Annotated in this window: 16 protein-coding genes and 1 pseudogene; 9 read left to right on the top strand and 8 right to left on the bottom strand. The window is 53.6% G+C overall.

Going from position 1 to position 16,742, the window contains the following annotated elements:
- The first annotated feature begins 562 nt into the window (after window positions 1-562).
- On the top strand, window positions 563-1,315 hold the full coding sequence (locus tag AC58X1_RS02925; protein ID WP_404601736.1) for an SIR2 family NAD-dependent protein deacylase: 753 nt from the start codon (window positions 563-565) through the stop codon (window positions 1,313-1,315).
- 885 nt (window positions 1,316-2,200) lie between these two features.
- Here the strand turns inward: AC58X1_RS02925 and AC58X1_RS02920 are convergent.
- Window positions 2,201-2,503 carry a nucleotidyltransferase family protein gene (locus tag AC58X1_RS02920; RefSeq protein ID WP_404601626.1) on the bottom strand — a complete coding sequence of 101 codons (303 nt, stop codon included), beginning with the start codon at window positions 2,501-2,503 and terminating at the stop codon, window positions 2,201-2,203.
- 613 nt (window positions 2,504-3,116) lie between these two features.
- Between AC58X1_RS02920 and AC58X1_RS02915 the strand changes: the two genes are divergently transcribed.
- Window positions 3,117-3,701, top strand: a complete 585-nt coding sequence (locus AC58X1_RS02915; protein WP_404601627.1) for a hypothetical protein — start codon at window positions 3,117-3,119, stop codon at window positions 3,699-3,701.
- A 71-nt stretch (window positions 3,702-3,772) separates the two neighbouring features.
- On the opposite strand, the pseudogene AC58X1_RS02910 reads toward AC58X1_RS02915, so the two are convergent.
- Window positions 3,773-4,509, bottom strand: a pseudogene (locus AC58X1_RS02910) (SDR family NAD(P)-dependent oxidoreductase); the annotation flags it as partial.
- Between the two features lie 103 nt (window positions 4,510-4,612).
- Here AC58X1_RS02910 and AC58X1_RS02905 point away from each other — a divergent pair.
- Entirely contained in the window at window positions 4,613-5,524 is a 912-nt protein-coding gene (locus tag AC58X1_RS02905; protein WP_497428760.1) for a LysR family transcriptional regulator, read from the top strand.
- Between the two features lie 93 nt (window positions 5,525-5,617).
- Here AC58X1_RS02905 and AC58X1_RS02900 read toward each other — a convergent pair whose 3' ends face one another.
- Entirely contained in the window at window positions 5,618-6,610 is a 993-nt protein-coding gene (locus AC58X1_RS02900) for a DNA-binding protein (protein WP_404601628.1), read from the bottom strand.
- A gap of 203 nt (window positions 6,611-6,813) precedes the next feature.
- Between AC58X1_RS02900 and AC58X1_RS02895 the strand changes: the two genes are divergently transcribed.
- Window positions 6,814-7,755: a tyrosine-type recombinase/integrase gene (locus tag AC58X1_RS02895; protein ID WP_497428278.1), complete on the top strand. Its 942-nt coding sequence runs from the start codon at window positions 6,814-6,816 to the stop codon at window positions 7,753-7,755.
- A gap of 197 nt (window positions 7,756-7,952) precedes the next feature.
- Here the strand turns inward: AC58X1_RS02895 and AC58X1_RS02890 are convergent, their stop codons facing one another.
- The 3 genes from AC58X1_RS02890 to AC58X1_RS02880 all read right to left on the bottom strand — a co-directional run bounded on the left by AC58X1_RS02890 (window position 7,953) and on the right by AC58X1_RS02880 (window position 10,837).
- The gene (locus tag AC58X1_RS02890; RefSeq protein WP_497428277.1) at window positions 7,953-8,933 is read right to left on the bottom strand and encodes a hypothetical protein; all 981 of its coding nucleotides are present in this window, start codon (window positions 8,931-8,933) and stop codon (window positions 7,953-7,955) included.
- Between the two features lie 13 nt (window positions 8,934-8,946).
- Entirely contained in the window at window positions 8,947-9,621 is a 675-nt protein-coding gene (locus AC58X1_RS02885; RefSeq protein WP_497428276.1) for a TauD/TfdA family dioxygenase, read from the bottom strand.
- A 214-nt stretch (window positions 9,622-9,835) separates the two neighbouring features.
- Window positions 9,836-10,837 carry a zinc-dependent alcohol dehydrogenase family protein gene (locus tag AC58X1_RS02880; protein ID WP_497428275.1) on the bottom strand — a complete coding sequence of 334 codons (1,002 nt, stop codon included), beginning with the start codon at window positions 10,835-10,837 and terminating at the stop codon, window positions 9,836-9,838.
- Between the two features lie 109 nt (window positions 10,838-10,946).
- Here AC58X1_RS02880 and AC58X1_RS02875 point away from each other — a divergent pair, with 109 nt between their 5' ends.
- The 3 genes from AC58X1_RS02875 (at window position 10,947) to AC58X1_RS02865 (ending at window position 12,189) form a co-directional block, all read left to right on the top strand.
- Complete coding sequence (locus AC58X1_RS02875) at window positions 10,947-11,357, top strand: winged helix-turn-helix transcriptional regulator (protein WP_497428274.1); 411 nt, start codon at window positions 10,947-10,949, stop codon at window positions 11,355-11,357.
- Between the two features lie 6 nt (window positions 11,358-11,363).
- Window positions 11,364-11,570: a LysR family transcriptional regulator gene (locus tag AC58X1_RS02870; RefSeq protein WP_497428273.1), complete on the top strand. Its 207-nt coding sequence runs from the start codon at window positions 11,364-11,366 to the stop codon at window positions 11,568-11,570.
- A gap of 208 nt (window positions 11,571-11,778) precedes the next feature.
- Window positions 11,779-12,189, top strand: coding sequence for a LysR substrate-binding domain-containing protein (locus AC58X1_RS02865; RefSeq protein WP_497428272.1), 411 nt, complete (start codon window positions 11,779-11,781; stop codon window positions 12,187-12,189).
- A gap of 50 nt (window positions 12,190-12,239) precedes the next feature.
- Here the strand turns inward: AC58X1_RS02865 and AC58X1_RS02860 are convergent, their stop codons facing one another.
- Window positions 12,240-13,082: a hypothetical protein gene (locus AC58X1_RS02860; RefSeq protein WP_497428271.1), complete on the bottom strand. Its 843-nt coding sequence runs from the start codon at window positions 13,080-13,082 to the stop codon at window positions 12,240-12,242.
- Window positions 13,076-14,800, bottom strand: coding sequence for an AAA family ATPase (locus AC58X1_RS02855; protein ID WP_497428270.1), 1,725 nt, complete (start codon window positions 14,798-14,800; stop codon window positions 13,076-13,078). The genes AC58X1_RS02860 and AC58X1_RS02855 overlap by 7 nt, the downstream gene beginning before the upstream one ends.
- 183 nt (window positions 14,801-14,983) lie before the next feature.
- Between AC58X1_RS02855 and AC58X1_RS02850 the strand changes: the two genes are divergently transcribed.
- Together AC58X1_RS02850 and AC58X1_RS02845 are read left to right on the top strand one after the other, a co-directional pair.
- Window positions 14,984-15,823 (top strand): AbiJ-NTD4 domain-containing protein, encoded by an 840-nt coding sequence (locus tag AC58X1_RS02850; RefSeq protein ID WP_497428269.1) that lies wholly within the window; start codon window positions 14,984-14,986, stop codon window positions 15,821-15,823.
- Between the two features lie 23 nt (window positions 15,824-15,846).
- Window positions 15,847-16,473 (top strand): hypothetical protein, encoded by a 627-nt coding sequence (locus tag AC58X1_RS02845; protein WP_497428268.1) that lies wholly within the window; start codon window positions 15,847-15,849, stop codon window positions 16,471-16,473.
- The last annotated feature ends 269 nt before the right edge of the window (window positions 16,474-16,742 follow it).

Here is a 16,742-nt window from a genome sequence, read left to right as displayed (position 1 = left end):
TGCGCGCTGCCGACTTCCTGTCCTTTTCATTGGTGCCTCGGGTGGGGGGGGTGGCGTCTCGCGAGCTTCACACTAGCATTTTGGAAAACGGCGCGCCTACACCATCAGACACAGCGATTTGTCCTAGCGCGGATAAACTGTATATAAATACAGTATTCTTTCTCCCTGCCGGTAGATTTCATACTCAGAGCTCGCTGCCGTCTCATAACTGTCCAGAAAAAGCAGCTCAGTTAGCCTGGAAGGCCCATGTTCTGGGGCTTACGAGAAATTATGGGCCTTTGAAGTCATGTCCGGTTCCGTGCCGTTCTACCAGCGCCAGCGATGCAAAAACTGCTCAATCGGTATGCGTTTCTCCGTAGCTGATAGATAGGCTGTATATGCATACAGTTATCTTTGACGTGAACCACCCCTACACGGTCTTCCCTGCGCCTCAGCGCCAGCTTGGTTTTCTGGACACTTATGCGACTTACACAAGCGCTGCTGCTCGATCACTCAGCATCGCGCAATGACCAAACAGGTAGGCTCGGGTAACCTCAAGGTAACGAATTTCCAGGACATCTTAATGCCTCTCACTACCATCGCTAAGCTGTTACAGGAGGCAAGGCACGTTCTCGTTTTCACCGGCGCCGGCGTATCCGCCGAGAGTGGGATCCCAACATTCAGAGATGCATTGACCGGTCTCTGGTCTCGATTCGACCCTGCTCAATTAGCGACGGCCGAAGCGTTCCGTGCGGATCCGCAGCTGTGCTGGGGTTGGTATGAGTGGCGTAGGTTGAAAGTGCTCCAAGCGCAGCCGAATGCAGCTCATCTCGCGATAGCAGAACTCGCTAAGCACGTTCCTAGGCTGACAGTCGTGACCCAGAACGTGGATGACCTGCATGAACGGGCTGGTAGTCAGGACGTAATTCATCTCCACGGTAGCCTTCATTCACCTAGGTGCATTGACTGTGGCAATGCACATCTGACGGCCCTTCCCTCTGATGACTTGCCTGTGGACGGATGCAGACTTGAGCCTCCGCGGTGCACTGGATGTAACGGTTACATCAGACCTGGCGTTGTCTGGTTCGGAGAAATGCTTCCGGAGGCAGCCTGGAGCGCTGGCCTTTCAGCTGCAAGCGACTGTGATCTGTTCTTCTCGGTCGGTACGTCCGGTGTCGTGTATCCAGCCGCGGAGCTGCCCCTACGTGCGTTAGGAGCAGGCGCGAAAGTCATACACGTCAATCCTGCCCGTGTAGAGGTCTGCAGTCAGGAGCTTTGGCTCCAAGGTTCTGCCGCAGACATGATGAAAGCACTCCTAGAGCAAGCTTTTGGGTGATACGTGGTCGAGCCCGCGGCACAGGGTAAGTCTACAGAGACTCTAAGGCTTCAGATGCCCAGGTCATCATCAATTCGCCTCCCCACCAGTTCACGAGGGAGGACGTCAGCGGGCACTAGCTGCAAGAGGCGGTCTGCGAGGTAATCGCTGTAGCACGACAGGATCGTAACTCTATTGGGCAGACCGCTTGGGCCTGGCGCCTCGATGCCCGCCTCCACCTGAGCGCTCTTAACTATCCTGAGAATGTCCTCGCTTAGCCATTGCCGTTCGAGATACTCCTTTTGGCTGCGGGCGGGTCTCGGCCCGAAGGAACGCAGCAGATCAACCACGGTTTCGAGAAGTCCTAGGGGCCCAGGTGTTCCAACGCAGCTTTCCAGAGCACTCCTTATTGGGCCATCGTGAATCGATTACGAAGCATTAGTGGTACAGGATCCTTCTGATGAGGATTTTTCTAGATTGCGAATTCACGCAGCTCAATGCCACAGCAAAACTGATTTCACTGGCGTTGGTAGCAGAAGACGCGCGGAAGTTTTACGTCGAATTGCTCGACACCTGGCACCCCGACGACTGCAGCGCCTTCGTAAAGGAGATCGTTCTCCCTCAGCTGTAGGGTGGTGACCATAGCTGTTCCATTCTCGATGCCTGCGACAGGCTACTAGCGTTTCTGCGCTCATTCGACTGCATGATCACGGTAGTGACTGATGCCCCAGAGTACGACTGGGAGCTGTTCTGCGAGCTCGCGTACAACGAAGGTAAGTGGCCGCAAAACGTGTATCCAGTGCCCACCAACGCGCTCACCCTCGAGCCGCTGAACGACGGATCAGACCTCCCTCATCATGCTTTGCTAGATGCTCGGATCATCGCAGGCATGTTTGCATCGCCCGATCATAGGAGAGTGGCTGAGCGCTCCACTTCGGGTTTGAGGTAGTCAGGCATGTTGTTCGCCACGTACATATCAACCGGTACCCCCAGCATTTCCTCCAGCTTCGATTCAAGATCCAAGATGTCGAAGAGAGAGATCTTCCCTGCCCGCTCAGCCGGTATGGTTACAAGGAGGTCGAGGTCGCTGCCCTCTCTGTCTTCACCGCGGCAAAGGGAGCCGAATATCCGGACGTCCACGAAACCGTAGGACTCGACAGTTTGCTTGATCTCCTTGGTTTTCCCTTGGATGGCGTCGGATGGTTTCATGCAGGGTCACCTTTCGTAGTCTAGGTGCTCAAACGGGGTGTGATCGTCGACGGGTTACCGCAATCTTACTACGGCGTCGCGTGTCTAGTGACGGAGATACCGATAGGGCACCTGTCCAGCGACGCACATCCACCGCTGACTACCCACATACACGAGCCGCTTCTGCTATGTCCGGGCAGACATTGCATCCGCCCGAGCCATGAATGGTGGCGGACGATGTTGACGGCTCTAAGAGCGCGGCTTGCAGGCGCGCCCATTCCGTCCATATTTCGACCTGGCCTGCTTCTGGCTGGCGGTCTCTGACCACCGCGTCGACAAAAGACCGCAACCTGTTTACTGAGATAGCCGCTGCTTACCTGCTGGACAGTTCTCGTTGAGTGAACACAGATTAGATTGAGCGTCTGCCCAAGCGGAAGCTTCACTGCGGATGCGCCTTGCTAAGCATGCTCGCGCTTTGGTAATTTCATCTGCAGGGTTGCCGTGAACCTCCCTGCTGCGTGGGAAATCTCGGTTCTTCGCTTACCACATAACTCCCTGTGGCCGGCTCAGCAAGCAGCATGTTCAGCGAAGTGCGTATGCGCTATCAAGGCCATGACAGTGGAGTCATGCGACTATGTTTACCACCGAATCCATCCTGAGCGCCTTCAAATCAATGGAGGTTGCCGATGTGCCGCAGAATCTTACTCACGCTCAAACCCTAGATTTTAAAGCGAAGCTATTCGGGTTCGCCCATTACTATCATCTCAAAACTGATCTCGAAAAAGCGCCAGCAGACAGGGCCGCTCACATCCATGACGCGCTCATGCGAAAGATTTGTGCTGCTCGGCTTCCACATCCGCAGGCTAGCCATGTCCGAATGGTCGCGCATGATGATGAGGATGTAGGTTTCGATTCTTACTGGATCGGATGGGATAAGCGAGGCGATGAAGTCCGTGAGGCGAGGACTGGGTTTGGTAGGTCTCGGATAGAAGCGTTTCGTGCGCGCAACCCTGAACCGCTCTACCTTCTCGGCGATGCCCAGGAACTGATCGCATGGCTTAAGGGTTGGCACTCAAACGCAGCAGTGCCAGTTGAATTGGCCAAAGAATTTTTTCCGGACATTTTTGATCAGAAGCACCTCGTGGCAGAAAACCCTCCCCTCGAGCTGATCGACGAAAAGGTCAAAGCTGACTTGCTGCGTCGCGGACTGAAACGCTGAGCTCGAGATTGAGTGCGGCAAGGAAGGGGGTGATCCCCTTCCTCTCGCAGATCATCAGCGTCAGATCTGTGTCTGCCCCCGTCTACGAACAGTTCAGCTCCATTTACGAAGCTTGAGTCATCGCTTGCGAGGAACACTGCGGCGTTGGCAATCTCGATGGGCTCTCCGATTCGCCCCAATGGTACCTGCGAAGCCAAGTAGTCGAGCAGGCCTTGCTGTTGTTCTGCATCTGGGCCAGCCAGGTCGACCAGGCCGGGAGTGCGAGTCGCGCCCGGACTGAGGGTGTTGACCCTTACTGCGCGACCCTTGAGATCCAGAATCCAACTACGAGTAAAGGCGCGGACAGCGGCCTTGGATGCTGAGTACACGCTGAACGCTGCAGTACCCGAGCTGCCGGCACTGGAACCGGTGAGGATGATCGAGGCATTCTGCGCCAGCAATGGCAGCGCTTTCTGCACGGTGAACAGCACGCCTTTCACATTACGATGGTATCGTCGTAATGGGACTCGGTGATCTCACCCAAAGGCAGCATGGAACCACCGCCGGCGTTGGCGAACAGCACGTCGAGCCGGCCATGGTTTTGGTTGATGCGGGCGTACAACGCATCGAGCTGTTCAAGCTTCGTGGAGTCGACGGCAATACCGGTGGCGTTTCCGACCAGTTCTACAGCCTTGTCCAATTCAGCTTGGCGGCGGCCGGTGATGTAGACGTGGGCGCCCTCTTCAGCAAAGCGTTTAGCAGTGGCCAGACCGATGCCGGTAGTGCCGCCAGTGACCAGTGCGATTTTGCCTTCAAGTTTTTTGCTCATGATGTTTCTCCCGTTGAGGTTGTGATCTGGTGTGGGAGAAGCGTATCGACCGCAGGCTATTTTCAAAATAGAATCATTTGAAAGTCATCATTGCAGATTTGAAATGGCAAGGATTCCGGATTTTGAAGGACTGGCTATGTTCGCCAAAGTGGCTGAAGAGGGCTCTTACGCGGCGGCCGCCAGGGCCATGGGTGTGTCGGTACCTACGGTGTCCCGGGCCGTTGCACGCTTAGAGGAGCGCCTTGGCGGTCGTCTGTTTAACCGGACATCACGCCAACTCTCTATAACCGATTTTGGCCAGCGCATGGTTGATCAAGCGAGTGCGTTGTATCGCCAGGCTGAGGAAATGGAAAGCGAAGCTCAGGAGCTATCTGTGCAGCCGCGGGGATTGGTGCGTTTAGCCGTACCAATGTCGTTCGGCTTGCGTTGGGTCGCGCCGTTGCTTCCCGAGTTACTGGAGCGTTACCCAGGACTTGAGCTGGATCTACACCTATCGGATTCAACAGTCGACCTGGTAGCTGATGGTTTCGATGCCGCATTGCGGATCGCTGCCCTCCCCGATTCCTCACTGGTTGCCCGGCGGATTTGCTCAGTAACCCAGTACCTGGTAGCAGCACCGTCGTACCTGGATCGGCATGGCCATCCAAGTCATCCGCGTGATCTCGTAGATCATGCGTGCATGAGCTACGCCTATCGAGCGCGAAGTCAGGTATGGCGCTTCACCCATGAGGATGGCAGCGAGCATGATGTATCACCTCGTGGCCCGCTACGCGTTACCAGCGCGGATGCATTGGTCGCGCCCTTGCTGACAGGGGTGGCGATAGCTGAACTTCCGGAATTCATCGCCGCCGAATTCCTAGCCGATGGACGTCTACAGCACATTCTGCCCCAGTGGCACATGACGAAGGGTGGTCTGTATTTCGTAACCCCGTCTGCGCGAACGCGGCCCAGAAAGATTCAGGCTCTTTCCGATTTCTTCGCTGAGCATCTTTCGAAGCCTGCCTGGCAGCAGTAACTGCCGACCTGGCGATCGGTTTTTTGATAGAGTATTCGGTAGGAGTACGTTTGTTCTCCTACGCCAGAAGCTCAACCGCTGCAGTTTTCTGCCCTATTCCGTCGGGCTATCCGGATCGCTTGAAGCCCGCAGTTCCTCGATCTCAGCTTCTGCGCTTGCGAGCTTCTGAACCAATTCCCTTTCCCTCTGCTGTCCCTCGATGGTTTCAGAGCGTGCTTCGCTTGCCTCTCTGGTCTTGATTTCGAGCTGGTGAGCCAGCAGCTCTTTAGCTCCTTCCGCGCGAGCAGTCGCTGCATTGGCGATGCCCAGGTCGCCCCTCAGATGTTCGATTGCATCGCGATGCTGGTTCGCTTCCTTGGCGTGCTGGCGGTTCTCAGCGATCAAGCGTTCGTTGTCACGGATCATGCGGGTGGCTTCCTCCTGCTTAACCATAAGCGTCTGCTGGAGAAGGGTTACCTCTTGTTGTATCTGATAGATCTGAGATTCGTGACGGCTCAGATCCTGATCACGCTGCTCCTTCACCGCTACACGGTAGTGCTCAAGCGCTTCCCTGGCATGCGTGTGCTTCTCCTCCAGAGATTGGATTTGAGCGTCCTTCTCTTGGAGGCGAACCTCAAGGTCGCTGCAGCTCTGGCTGATGCGGGCGTTGCGGGTAATCTCGGTTTGAAGGCTGGATTGAACGGTTTTGAGCTCTTCATCCTGGGTCTGTAGCGCTGACTGGAGCTTGGTGACCTCCAGTTGCCCTTGTTCCAACTGGCTTTGAAGTGTACTGCTCTCAACCTTCATGGCCTTGCGCTCTTGCTCGAATGCAGCTCGCTCATGCGCTAAAGCTTCATTCCCCTCCTCTAGCAAGCGCTCGAGCATCTTGCCCACCAGCGCCGTGAGTTCATCACTTAGGCGCGAAGGGGAAGCAGAAGGCCGAGGGTCATGGGACTCGATTTCCTTCAAATATCGCTGAATTGTTGTCTTTGAGCCGGTATTTCCTAGCTCAATACGAATTGCGTCAATGCTAGGGTTTTGCCCCCTGGACAACAGAGCCTCCCGAGCTTTCCGCACGAGTATCAGGTTAATGCCGCCTCTAGCCATTTCTGCCCCTACGATTTCGTACTGTTTTACGTGTCATGTAATTACATGGCACTTTACCATAAAGTCAGCTAACGAATTTGAGAATTTCTAATAAGACATAATCGAGGTTTATGGCTTGTCAAGCAGATGAGTAGGGGTAAAATGGCCTGGAAGGCGGTACAAATCGCAAAACGAGCCACCGAAGGCTGAAACGGGGAAATGACGTGGTTGACGCGGTCAGCAAGGCAGATAGGTACTTGGAGGCGAGCGTTCGTCAGAACACGTCTAAGAGCTATGCGGCCGCCCTCTCCCACTTCGAAGTCACCTGGGGTGGCTTCCTGCCCACCACCACTGAGTCCGTTGTGCGGTACATCGCTGAGTACGCCGACCAGCTGGCGCTGAGTACCCTGAAGCAACGCCTGGCGGCGCTTGCTAACTGGCATCAAAGCAACGGATTCCCAGACCCCACCAAAGCCCCCAAGGTCAGGCAGTTGCTGAAAGGCATCCGCGCGCTACATCCCGTGCAGCAGAAGCAAGCTGCCCCGCTTGCCTTGTTACATCTCGAAAAGGCGGTAGCCCACCTCGAAGCTGAGGTAGCTCAGGCAAGAGCCGCGGGCAACAAGGCCACTCTGCTGAAGGCGACTCGCGATATCGCTCTGCTCACAATCGGTTTCTGGAGGGGGTTCCGCGGAGACGAACTGGCTAGGCTCACGATCGATAACACTCATGCCGAGCGCTATGTCGGGATCAGGTTTTATCTCGGTTCAAGCAAAGGAGACCGGCAGAACATCGGCCGTGAGTACAAAACACCATCGCTAAGTAAGCTGTGTCCTGTAGAGGCCTACCTGAACTGGATTGAGGTCGCTGGCCTTACCCGCGGTGGTGTATTTCGCGGAATCGATCGCTGGGGAAACATCAGTGACCGGCCGCTTGCTGCTCATAGCCTGATCCCCCTCCTTCGCGACACCTTGGACAGATGCGGCCTTCCGTCACAAATCTACAGTGCCCACTCAATCCGGCGCGGATTTGCCACGTGGGCAGCAAGCTCAGGCTGGGATATCAAGACACTGATGGAGTACGTCGGCTGGAGCGACATGAAGTCGGCGCTCCGTTATGTGGAGCCTGCCCAACAATTCGGCGGTCTTATCAGGAAGTTGGAGGGGTGAGCTTCTGGAAAAAGGCTAGATGCAGGTGGTAGTGAGCGCGTGGCCACCCAAGCAATAGAGGCTTAATGAGCACAGTGTAAACCGACAGACAGGAAGTGAGAAAAGCTCGTGGCGCTTAAGATCTGGTCAGCAGTGTTACCCTCATTTTTGCGGTGGTTCGTGCTTTCCATCGGGGCATTTTTTGTGCAATTCAGAGCCTAGTCGTTCCCATAGTCTGGCTCGTACTCAATCTCTCGCTCATCCTGCTCAAGATACTCTTCATCAAAGTCTGCAGCTTTCATTGCTTCAGTGCCCTCCAAATGCAAGTCACAGGTCGGGCAGTAGAACTCCGCTGGGGTGAAGTGGCGCTCAACGGTCTCATAGCCGTATTCGAGATCCTGCTCAACGACCTCCTCGTGGACACGATCGCCTCCAAGAAAGCCGTTGCATTCACACGCAGGACAGGTGACGTCCCAGTAGTGATCCAACAGGTACCTGAACGATTCTTTGTATGCCCACCACTTGAGGGTCTGTGAAAAGACCCTTAGGGCCTGGATTTCTTTGGCAGTACGTTTTTTCTGCTGCTGTGAAGTCTTTGAGGATTCTTCAGGCTTTTCAAAAGCAGCGCGAGCATTCTCAATGCTGTGTTTGGCCGCCTGTACCTTGATAGTGTGGAATTCCCTGGCCAAGGTCTTAGGGATTTTGGACTCACTGCCCACCCAATCCTCTAGCTCCAGACTCATCGAGGCCAGAATGAGCTGAGCCGTTGACCAGAATTGGCCTTCCCAATCATTGTCCGCCATGCCTGCAAACGCAGCCTGGCCAGAGTGCAACTCAGCATTCCTGCGCGAGGAAATCAGCTCGCATGCTTTCGCATGCGGCGTACCGAATTTCTCCACGGTATGCTTCAGCCGTGCGAACACCACATGAGCACTAATGGTTTTTACCTTGGTATCAGTCTCTACGCCGCAAGCTTCGAGAAGACTGTTCGTGTTGTCCGTCTCAACGACCAAGCAAGGATGAATGCTGGCTAACTGGCCTTTGCCCAGCAGTTCAAGTGCCAACGCAGCCCAAATTTGGTAGACCTCGGAGTCCTTCGCTGCCTTGGCGTGCAATGCTCGCGCAGCATAGAGCCGTGATTTACCCAACAGTGCCTCTGCAGAGATAGCTGGAGGGACATCCTTGAGTGGCTTTTTCACACGGCTTCCAGCATTAGCCATTGTTCATCTTCTCCATGACAGTAACCCTCAGAAGCTTACGCACTGAGCCTTCAACTGAAGCTGTTCGACGATGCAGAAAGCGCCAGTTATCAAGAAGCAAAAAGGCCCCGGCGCGCCAGGTAATCATCTGTTGCCCTTCTGGAATCACACGGTTAACTGAACTCATGATCTGTTGGGCACCAGCATCCATAGGTGTCATGCAACCTGGATCGTATCGATAATAACGATCGAGGCCGGCTCGAGCGGCTGCGTAGAAACACCTCCCACCATTGGTAATCCTGAAGACTGATGATCGAGCTGCTTCTGAATTCAATGGTGCGAAGAAACGGCCATCGCAGATGAGGGTGTCCGCAGCCTGGCTGTCAGCCTCTAGGCAGCCCATAACGATAAATCGTGGCGGCGTACCCCAATGAGCGCCATCGGTGTGCCAAGGGAAAATGTTCAAGCCATAGCATGCGCTGAGGGAGCCGGGCTTGGCAGCTTGCCTACTTTTCGGGACAAGATAGTCAACCAACTGTCCCCGCCTTCTGTTGCCCACGGGATGTCCTAGCCGGTTGCCAATGTCCAGAGCAACTTCTTCCATCACCTTGGCGTCGGGGCCCGGCAGCAGGAACGTGGCCCATCCAGCTGAGGTAAGACTACAGATGGCATCGTCGATAAGCCCCACCACATCATCTCCCTGTGTTGGCACATCTCACCGTACAGCCCTTTTTAGTGTTCGGGAAAGCTCACAAATGCGTCGAGGGGCGCACGGTCGCTGCAGAGAGTATTTTAAATCTCGCTTGCGTCTACGTACCCCAGGCTCATTGCGCAGACGTACTTTCAGCAAAGAAACGCCAGGCTGAGCCCCAACGAGCGGCACAACCCGGCACATTTGGGCATTACTCGATGTCGATGACGATCTTGCCTACTGCCTTACCAGAGCCCTGCAAAATCTGTGCAACTTGGGCTTCCCCTAATCCAAAGCTGTGAGGATGCATCAGTGGTTTAAGCTTACCTTCTTCTGCGAGCCGAGTCGCATGGCGGAGGATCTCACCATGATGCGCTCGCCCTTCCCCGCTCAGCATTGGCAAAAGGACGAATACGCCTGACAGAGTCACGCAGCGTAGTGAGCCTGGGGCCAGATTATGAGAGGCGAAAGCAAAACAACTGGCGACATGGCCGTATGGCTTGGTAGCGACAAGAGAGTCGTCCAGGCTCTGCCCGCCAACGGTGTCGTAAACGATATCGAAACCTTTGCCTTCAGTGAAATCTGCAACGTACTCGTCGACAGATTTGACGCTGTAATCAATCGGCGTAGCGCCAAAACATTCCACGATTTCTTGCTTGACAGACGACGCTGTCGCATACACGTCTGCGCCGTGCGCTACCGCAATTTGGATTGCTACGTGGCCCACACCGCCTGCCCCGCGCTGCACCAAGACTCGCTGGCCAGCGTGGACGCCAGCTCGGTCGACCATGCCTTCCCATGCGGTCAGAAACACCAGTGGAATGGCTGCGGCTTCACGCATGGTGAAATTCTTCGGTTTCAGTGCCAGAAGTGCAGTGTCCACAGCAGCATATTCGGCCAGAGAGCCCTGCAGACCCCGAACCCCTCCAGTTAGACCGTAAACCTCATCGCCCACTTTGAAATCAGTCACATCAGGGCCAGTCTCGACGACGACACCAGCCAAATCTGTGCCCAAGATAGCGGGTAGTTCCGGCATGGCATACGGAGCCAGTCCTTGGCGAATCATGTTGTCGATCGGGTTAACGCCACTGGCTGCAATCCGTACGAGTACCTCGCCGGTCTTTGGAGACGGACGCTCTACGATTTTCTCCACCAATGTCCCGGTGGCGTAGTCCTCTAGCACCATGGCTCGCATCGTGGACTGGCTGTTCATTCTGACCTCCATTTAGGTTGTTTACAGTGTGGAATCTAGGGATTAGGGTGAGCTTGAGCCTTTAGGTCTTTTCTGTCGACTAGGCACTTTTTTGGAACGTAGGCACCAAATGGTAACCATGACAAAACCAACTGTTCGCGATCCAGGGAATCCCCTAGTCGTCTGTGAGCAATGTCCACCACGCAGAATTCACTTTCTGTTGGCCCCCAAATGGTCGTCCATGGTGATTTATGTGCTGAGCTTCGGTTCGTTGCGGACTGGTCAGCTTCAGCGCTCTATGCCTGGGATCTCAAAGAAAATGCTTACCCAGACGCTGCGCGAGCTAGAAAGTGATGGCTTGATCGAGCGGAAGGTGCACCAGGTGGTACCGCCCATGGTCGAGTATTCACTAACTGAAGTAGGGCAAAGATTTGTAGAGCCGCTGATGGCGCTGTATCAGTGGGCGGAAGATCACGCGGAGCTCCTGGATGTCATTGAGAGAAATCGGGCAGCCGCGGGCGGCGACTTGGAGGCCAGTTAAGCGAATATGATTGAGGCGATAGAAATCTACGTCGCCGTAGTCGAGCAAGGTAGCTATACGCGTGCGGCCAAGGCTCTTCAGCTGTACCGTCCAGCGCTTTCAAAGGCGATCCAAAACCTTGAGCAACAACTCAACGTCCAGCTTCTCCATCGCACAACGCGTAGAACTCATGTAACGCCTGAGGGTGAAGAGTTCTACGCTCGCGCCAAATAACTCCTAGCAGACCTATCAGACACAGTTGCCTGGTTCTCCCCTAATCGGCGCCCTCGTGGGAAATTGGGGGTGGACGCTCCGGTAACGCTGACGAAAGCGTTCATCATTCCATCATTACCCAAATTCCGTGATCATTATCCCGAAGAGGGTGTAGATTGCGCTGTTCGCTTAGGCGATCTTGACTCTTCAAGCCTAATCGAGCGTCGTATTGGTACAGTCTGCTGCACCGGCTTACCTTGAGCGGTATGGCGCCCCTACAGACATAGATAACCTTGACGATCATCTCGCGGTGAACTTCTTGATTGATCATCGTCGCCAGATTATGCCTTGGAAATTCCAGATCGATCGCGAGGAAGCCGCGCTTACCCTCAAGAGCAGCATCGTAGTCGGCGACTTGGAGGCATTTTTAAACTGTGGGCTTGCAGGATTGGGAATGCTGGTAGGTCTTCGCCCTACTATCCAGCCCTTCATCGATTCCGGTGAGTTCGTCAAGATTCTGTCCGAGCTGAAAACCATACCGAAGCCCGTATCTGTGCTGATGACCGATCGCCGTTATCTGCCACCAAAGGTACGCGTCTTCATGGGGCGGCTGGGTCGCCTCCTCCCAGCCAGCGTATAACCTACAGTTGCAGACGCATTTGAATTAGCGCCTGCAACCTGAGGCCACTATTATATTTTGGCGGGAAGAACCCCAGTGGCTAGATATTCAAGCATGTCAGGATTGTCCAACACAGCTCTGTAATACAGATGTTGCCAGCTATTGAAGGTGGGATCCTCGTGCAGTGATCGGAATAGCTCTACCGATTCCTCAATGGTCTGATTACCCTTTCTAATCTTGGCCGCATGCTTGAGTATTCGCATACTCTCTCCCTTAAAGAAGCCCGCAAACCTACGTTCAATGGCCAGCTCTCGAATGTGGGCTCGCACTACTGCTCGCTGTTCGTCCGAGAGCCAATCCATTAATTCGATTGAGAACGTCGGTGTATCATAAGGCGGGTGGATGACGATGCGTAAGATTTGTCTTTCTACAAAATCGTCAAAATACGGGTGCAAAAACAGCCTCGACTCCCTGGTCGTGTGAGTTTTCTCAAGCTTCTCTTTTTGACAGCTGTCACACATTGGGAAAAGGTTGACTGGCGTGATGCTGAAATGGGGGTATTTCCCCTTCGGCAGGTAGTGGTCGAGTGTGTTGGGCTTGCCAAATTCCCCACATGCTGGGCAGAGGTTCAGTTCATGGTCATTTAGGTCGTCGAGCACAATGCCCTGAGCGCTTCCAAGTGCTGGATGAGTATAAAGATTCTTAAAGCTCTTCTTCTTTGTAACAGGAATAGCCGCCCACATTGGGACATGTGCCGGAGAGCCATTATTATCAAGGTATACTTGGGTTCGCGCCTTCCACTCCGCTTTAATGCCAGTGAAGTACAGGGCATTTGATCCGCCCTGCCTTTCTCTGACTACATCATCGACAAGCGTGACGCTACAATGCTGCGGCGTTGGCAAGCGCATTACCATTGCTCAGCCTCCATTGAATGAATCTGAATGATTAGTTCTTCATTAATGTGACCCTTCAACGACTTTATTAGCTCATCAGCAGTCATGCTCTCCAATCGCTTGCTGATCCATTGTTCAAATGGCTTGGAAACTGATTTATCCCCGAAGACATACGACGCAATTCGTTGCACGTCGCCACCAAAGGTTTGGAATGGTGGATTCTTAACCACAAGCTTATCTTCAGTGCGTTCCAGGACATGAACGCAGTCGGAGGGCATTTCTCGTACAATCGATACCGAATGGGTTGCGAGAACGGCTCTGGAGTTAAATTTATCCAAGATTTGCTTCAGCATATCAACCAGCTGCACTTCAAGGGAAGGATGCAAGAATAGCTCGGGCTCATCAATTAGAATCAAGCTGTTCCGTTTGATAGCGCCTAGTAAATTAATAACCAAATAGGCAAAGAGACGCTGCCCTGAGCTCAGCGCCAAAACTTTTTCCCCTTTGATGAATGCCAGCCCAAACTCTTTGTCGATGCTTTTAGCTAGGAGATCTGAGTCCCACATTTGGATGGTGCTAGGCGATATTAGTGCAAACTTTGTCTCTCTAGCTCTTGTTGTGATGACCTTGAATGGCTCTTCAACATCGCCATCGCTGACGAGATCATCAGAGTTGATCCGAGGCTTGACCTTGAGAGCTATTTCATCAAAATCGATTGCAGCCTGAAGGACGCGAGTTGCAGTTCTGACCTTCTGGCCCCAGTGCTTAATATGGCGATATCGTTGATCATCTGCCACGCAATCAAGCATCGATCTAACGGTGTCTTTTTTGGGGATTTCTCTGGAAAGAGAAACTGATGAGTTCGAGACTTGTTTTGACTCATTGGCAGGTCGCGATGCAAACCTACCCCTCAGGCCGAAATACTTATAAGCATCTCGATCTCTGACTTTCGACTCCTCCATATCCACGGGAAAAAGTTCGAATGGGCTATATGAAGCGACAATTAGACGACTGATGCTCTCTGGCATGTCGTTGTGACGCCGCCGCTCCTTTCTGCCATCTGCAAGCCAGGCATCAACCATTTGATGCAAAAACTGAGATTTACCTGTGCCGTTCGCTCCAATAAGCACATTGATTTCGCGAGGCAGACCTGTTCTATCTTTGCTAAATTTCAAGCTCAGCAATGACTGATTTTTGAAAACATCCTTAAATTCAAAAGGGATGTCCATTGCAGTGATGGATGACTGGTCTAGCACCTTCCAACCATCGCTGAAAGATTCGATGCTGCCTCGCTCACGCTGCAGTGAATCTTTGAAGCCTACAGATCTTATTAGTTTTTGTATTTCAGTGGAGTCTTTGATATGTACAAGATAGCTCGCATCGCGAAGCAAATCGGCAACCTCAAGTGCTCCGTCTTTAGAGAGCGCCCCTTGCAGCTGTTCATAAAATGCAATCTCACCAGGAATTGATATATAATTTACATGAGGTATCGGGAAGTGTCCATCCCAGTTTTCGCTCAACAGATTATCAAAATAGCGCCTGGTATTTTTGATCCCATCTACGAGAATACGCACAGGTGCTAGTTCAATGCGCTCTCCCCCGATCCTACAGGAAACGATAAATGTGGTTTCATATCCGAAGTCGTTCCAGTCGTTGGAAAGTAGCTCTAGGATATCCTCTGTGCCTGCAGGTAAGGCATTTGTGCGCCGGCTAGGTCGCCCATTGTAAATGACCTTCAAAGCTACTCTCCCTAGTGTTGGTGATTTTTTGCCCTGATGCCCTGCTATAGGCCTTGGCATCCGCTCGCGCGGTACCTTAAGGTAGTGGCTTTTGGATATCAACGCTTGGCCTAGCCTGAACATCTGACAGCCAGGGTTAGCTCAGAAATCGAGGCTTCGGGCCTCTACTCAAGGAGATGCGTTGTGAGGGAGACATTCTCAAGGCGGCACGGCTTCTCGAATACTGAAGAGGCAGAAATCACAGTCAGAGAGGACGCTCCCAGAGAGTTGCGCAGCTTCTTCGTCCAGCTGTGCTATGACTGCGGACTGACACCCTCTACTCTCCGAGGCATGGTGTGCCAGGCGCTAAAACGGCAACCCGATCGCAACAACTGGAGCGACTTCCCCAACGTAGACAACGAGGTTGAAGACCTCCTTCAGGGGTGCAAGTGGTTCAAGGTGTACGACATCATCGAACGTCTGCATGACTACCTTGCAGAGACTCGTTACGACCGGGATGTGTACAACCACTTCGTTACCGAGTTGAACGACTACTTCGTCGAGTTTGGCATCGGATGGAAGCTGGTCGCAGGGCGGCTCGAGACACGGGGCCCTGAATCCTTCGAGGTGATCGTCAAGAATGCAAAGGATGCTGAGCACAATGCCGGTCACTCTACGGCCAGCAAAGAGCTGCATCAGGCTATAGCTGATTTGTCCCGCCGGCCTCAGCCAGATCCTACTGGTGCCATCCAGCATGCGATGGCCTCACTTGAGTGCGTAGCCCGTCAGGTGACTGGTGACGTGAAGGCCAACCTAGGCGATATCCTAAAACGGCACAACACGCTTATCCCTCCGCCGCTCGATCAAGCAGTCGCTCGGGCTTGGGGGTACGCCTCTGAGAATGGTCGTCACCTTAGAGAGGGACGTGAGCCTTCCTACACGGAAGCTGAGCTGATCGTTGGCTTGTGTGCGTCCCTCAGCAACTATCTCATTAAGAAAACACCGAGCGCACCGCAAGGTGAAGATTCGGAATCATTTTTCTAGGTAAACGGACTCAAGGGCGACACATGGCAGTTTCATCAAGTATCCGGAATCAGCTCAGAACGACGCTGCACCATGAGCTTGGGCATTGGCTGGTAGCCCGCCATTTCGGTTTCAAGGCCGGTGAGGTCAGCGTCCGGCTTGAGGATCAGCAGGTTTTGGGGACATCCCTTATCGAACCCTACGCTCCAGTTCCGCTGGCAGACACAAAGCAGGTGCGCAGCCACATTTTCAACCGAATGGTGGTGCTGTGTGCCGGGGTAGTGGCAGACATCCAATCGCGCGGCCCAAGAGTCAGCCAAGCGGTCATAGACAACGTCTTCAACGAAGGTGTGATGGATGAAACAGGATTGAATGACCGGGGAAAGGTGGAAGAGTTGATGTTCATCCTGGTCAGCATTGACCATGAAGCGTCTTCTGATACGGACGTGAATGACAGCCGATCGCAAAAAATTTTCAGCGAGGCTTATGAGCAGGCGGATGAGTTAATTAAAGAATTTTTCCCTAAGCTTGAGTTAATGGCGACGCTCCTCAGGCAAGGCAGAGAAAATGCAATCCGGTTCGAATTCCCTTACGAACGGGTGGTTCGCGCTGAATTAGACGCAATTGCCCAGCTATCTAAATCTCAACAGAATGCCGAGATCTCCCCCTGAATCTTCGCTGGTGTAGTCGACCACCGAACGCCCAGTCGGCAGTTGAGGCCGTCTGGGCGCCGTGAGACGCACCTTGAGCCTAGGCCGCCTGCCGTTTCAGATCCTGGACGTTACCAGAAGCAGCTCGCGGGTAAGCGTGCCTTCCCCGAGAGCTTTACTGAACCGGAGCTCGTCAGGGTTTACACAATTGTTCGCGGGACAGGAAAAGCTGATAGGCCTAGATCTGCCTGTCATGTCTGGGTTGAGACGCACCTAGAAATACTTAAGTA

The sequence above is a fragment of the Pseudomonas sp. PGPR N4 genome (assembly GCF_059693665.1).
The sequence above is the reverse complement of the archived record's forward strand: the minus strand, read 5'-3'. Positions and strand labels throughout refer to the sequence as shown.

What these genes read in the sequence shown, in the direction of transcription:
- AC58X1_RS02870 (WP_497428273.1), top strand. Translation starts at nt 11,364, where the DNA reads ATGATTGAGGCGATAGAAATCTACGTCGCCGTAGTCGAGCAAGGTAGC.
- AC58X1_RS02925 (WP_404601736.1), top strand. Translation starts at nt 563, where the DNA reads ATGCCTCTCACTACCATCGCTAAGCTGTTACAGGAGGCAAGGCACGTT.
- AC58X1_RS02880 (WP_497428275.1), bottom strand. Translation starts at nt 10,837, where the DNA reads ATGAACAGCCAGTCCACGATGCGAGCCATGGTGCTAGAGGACTACGCC.
- AC58X1_RS02845 (WP_497428268.1), top strand. Translation starts at nt 15,847, where the DNA reads ATGGCAGTTTCATCAAGTATCCGGAATCAGCTCAGAACGACGCTGCAC.
- AC58X1_RS02905 (WP_497428760.1), top strand. Translation starts at nt 4,613, where the DNA reads ATGGCAAGGATTCCGGATTTTGAAGGACTGGCTATGTTCGCCAAAGTG.
- AC58X1_RS02860 (WP_497428271.1), bottom strand. Translation starts at nt 13,082, where the DNA reads ATGGTAATGCGCTTGCCAACGCCGCAGCATTGTAGCGTCACGCTTGTC.
- AC58X1_RS02915 (WP_404601627.1), top strand. Translation starts at nt 3,117, where the DNA reads ATGTTTACCACCGAATCCATCCTGAGCGCCTTCAAATCAATGGAGGTT.
- AC58X1_RS02900 (WP_404601628.1), bottom strand. Translation starts at nt 6,610, where the DNA reads ATGGCTAGAGGCGGCATTAACCTGATACTCGTGCGGAAAGCTCGGGAG.
- AC58X1_RS02875 (WP_497428274.1), top strand. Translation starts at nt 10,947, where the DNA reads ATGGTAACCATGACAAAACCAACTGTTCGCGATCCAGGGAATCCCCTA.
- AC58X1_RS02920 (WP_404601626.1), bottom strand. Translation starts at nt 2,503, where the DNA reads ATGAAACCATCCGACGCCATCCAAGGGAAAACCAAGGAGATCAAGCAA.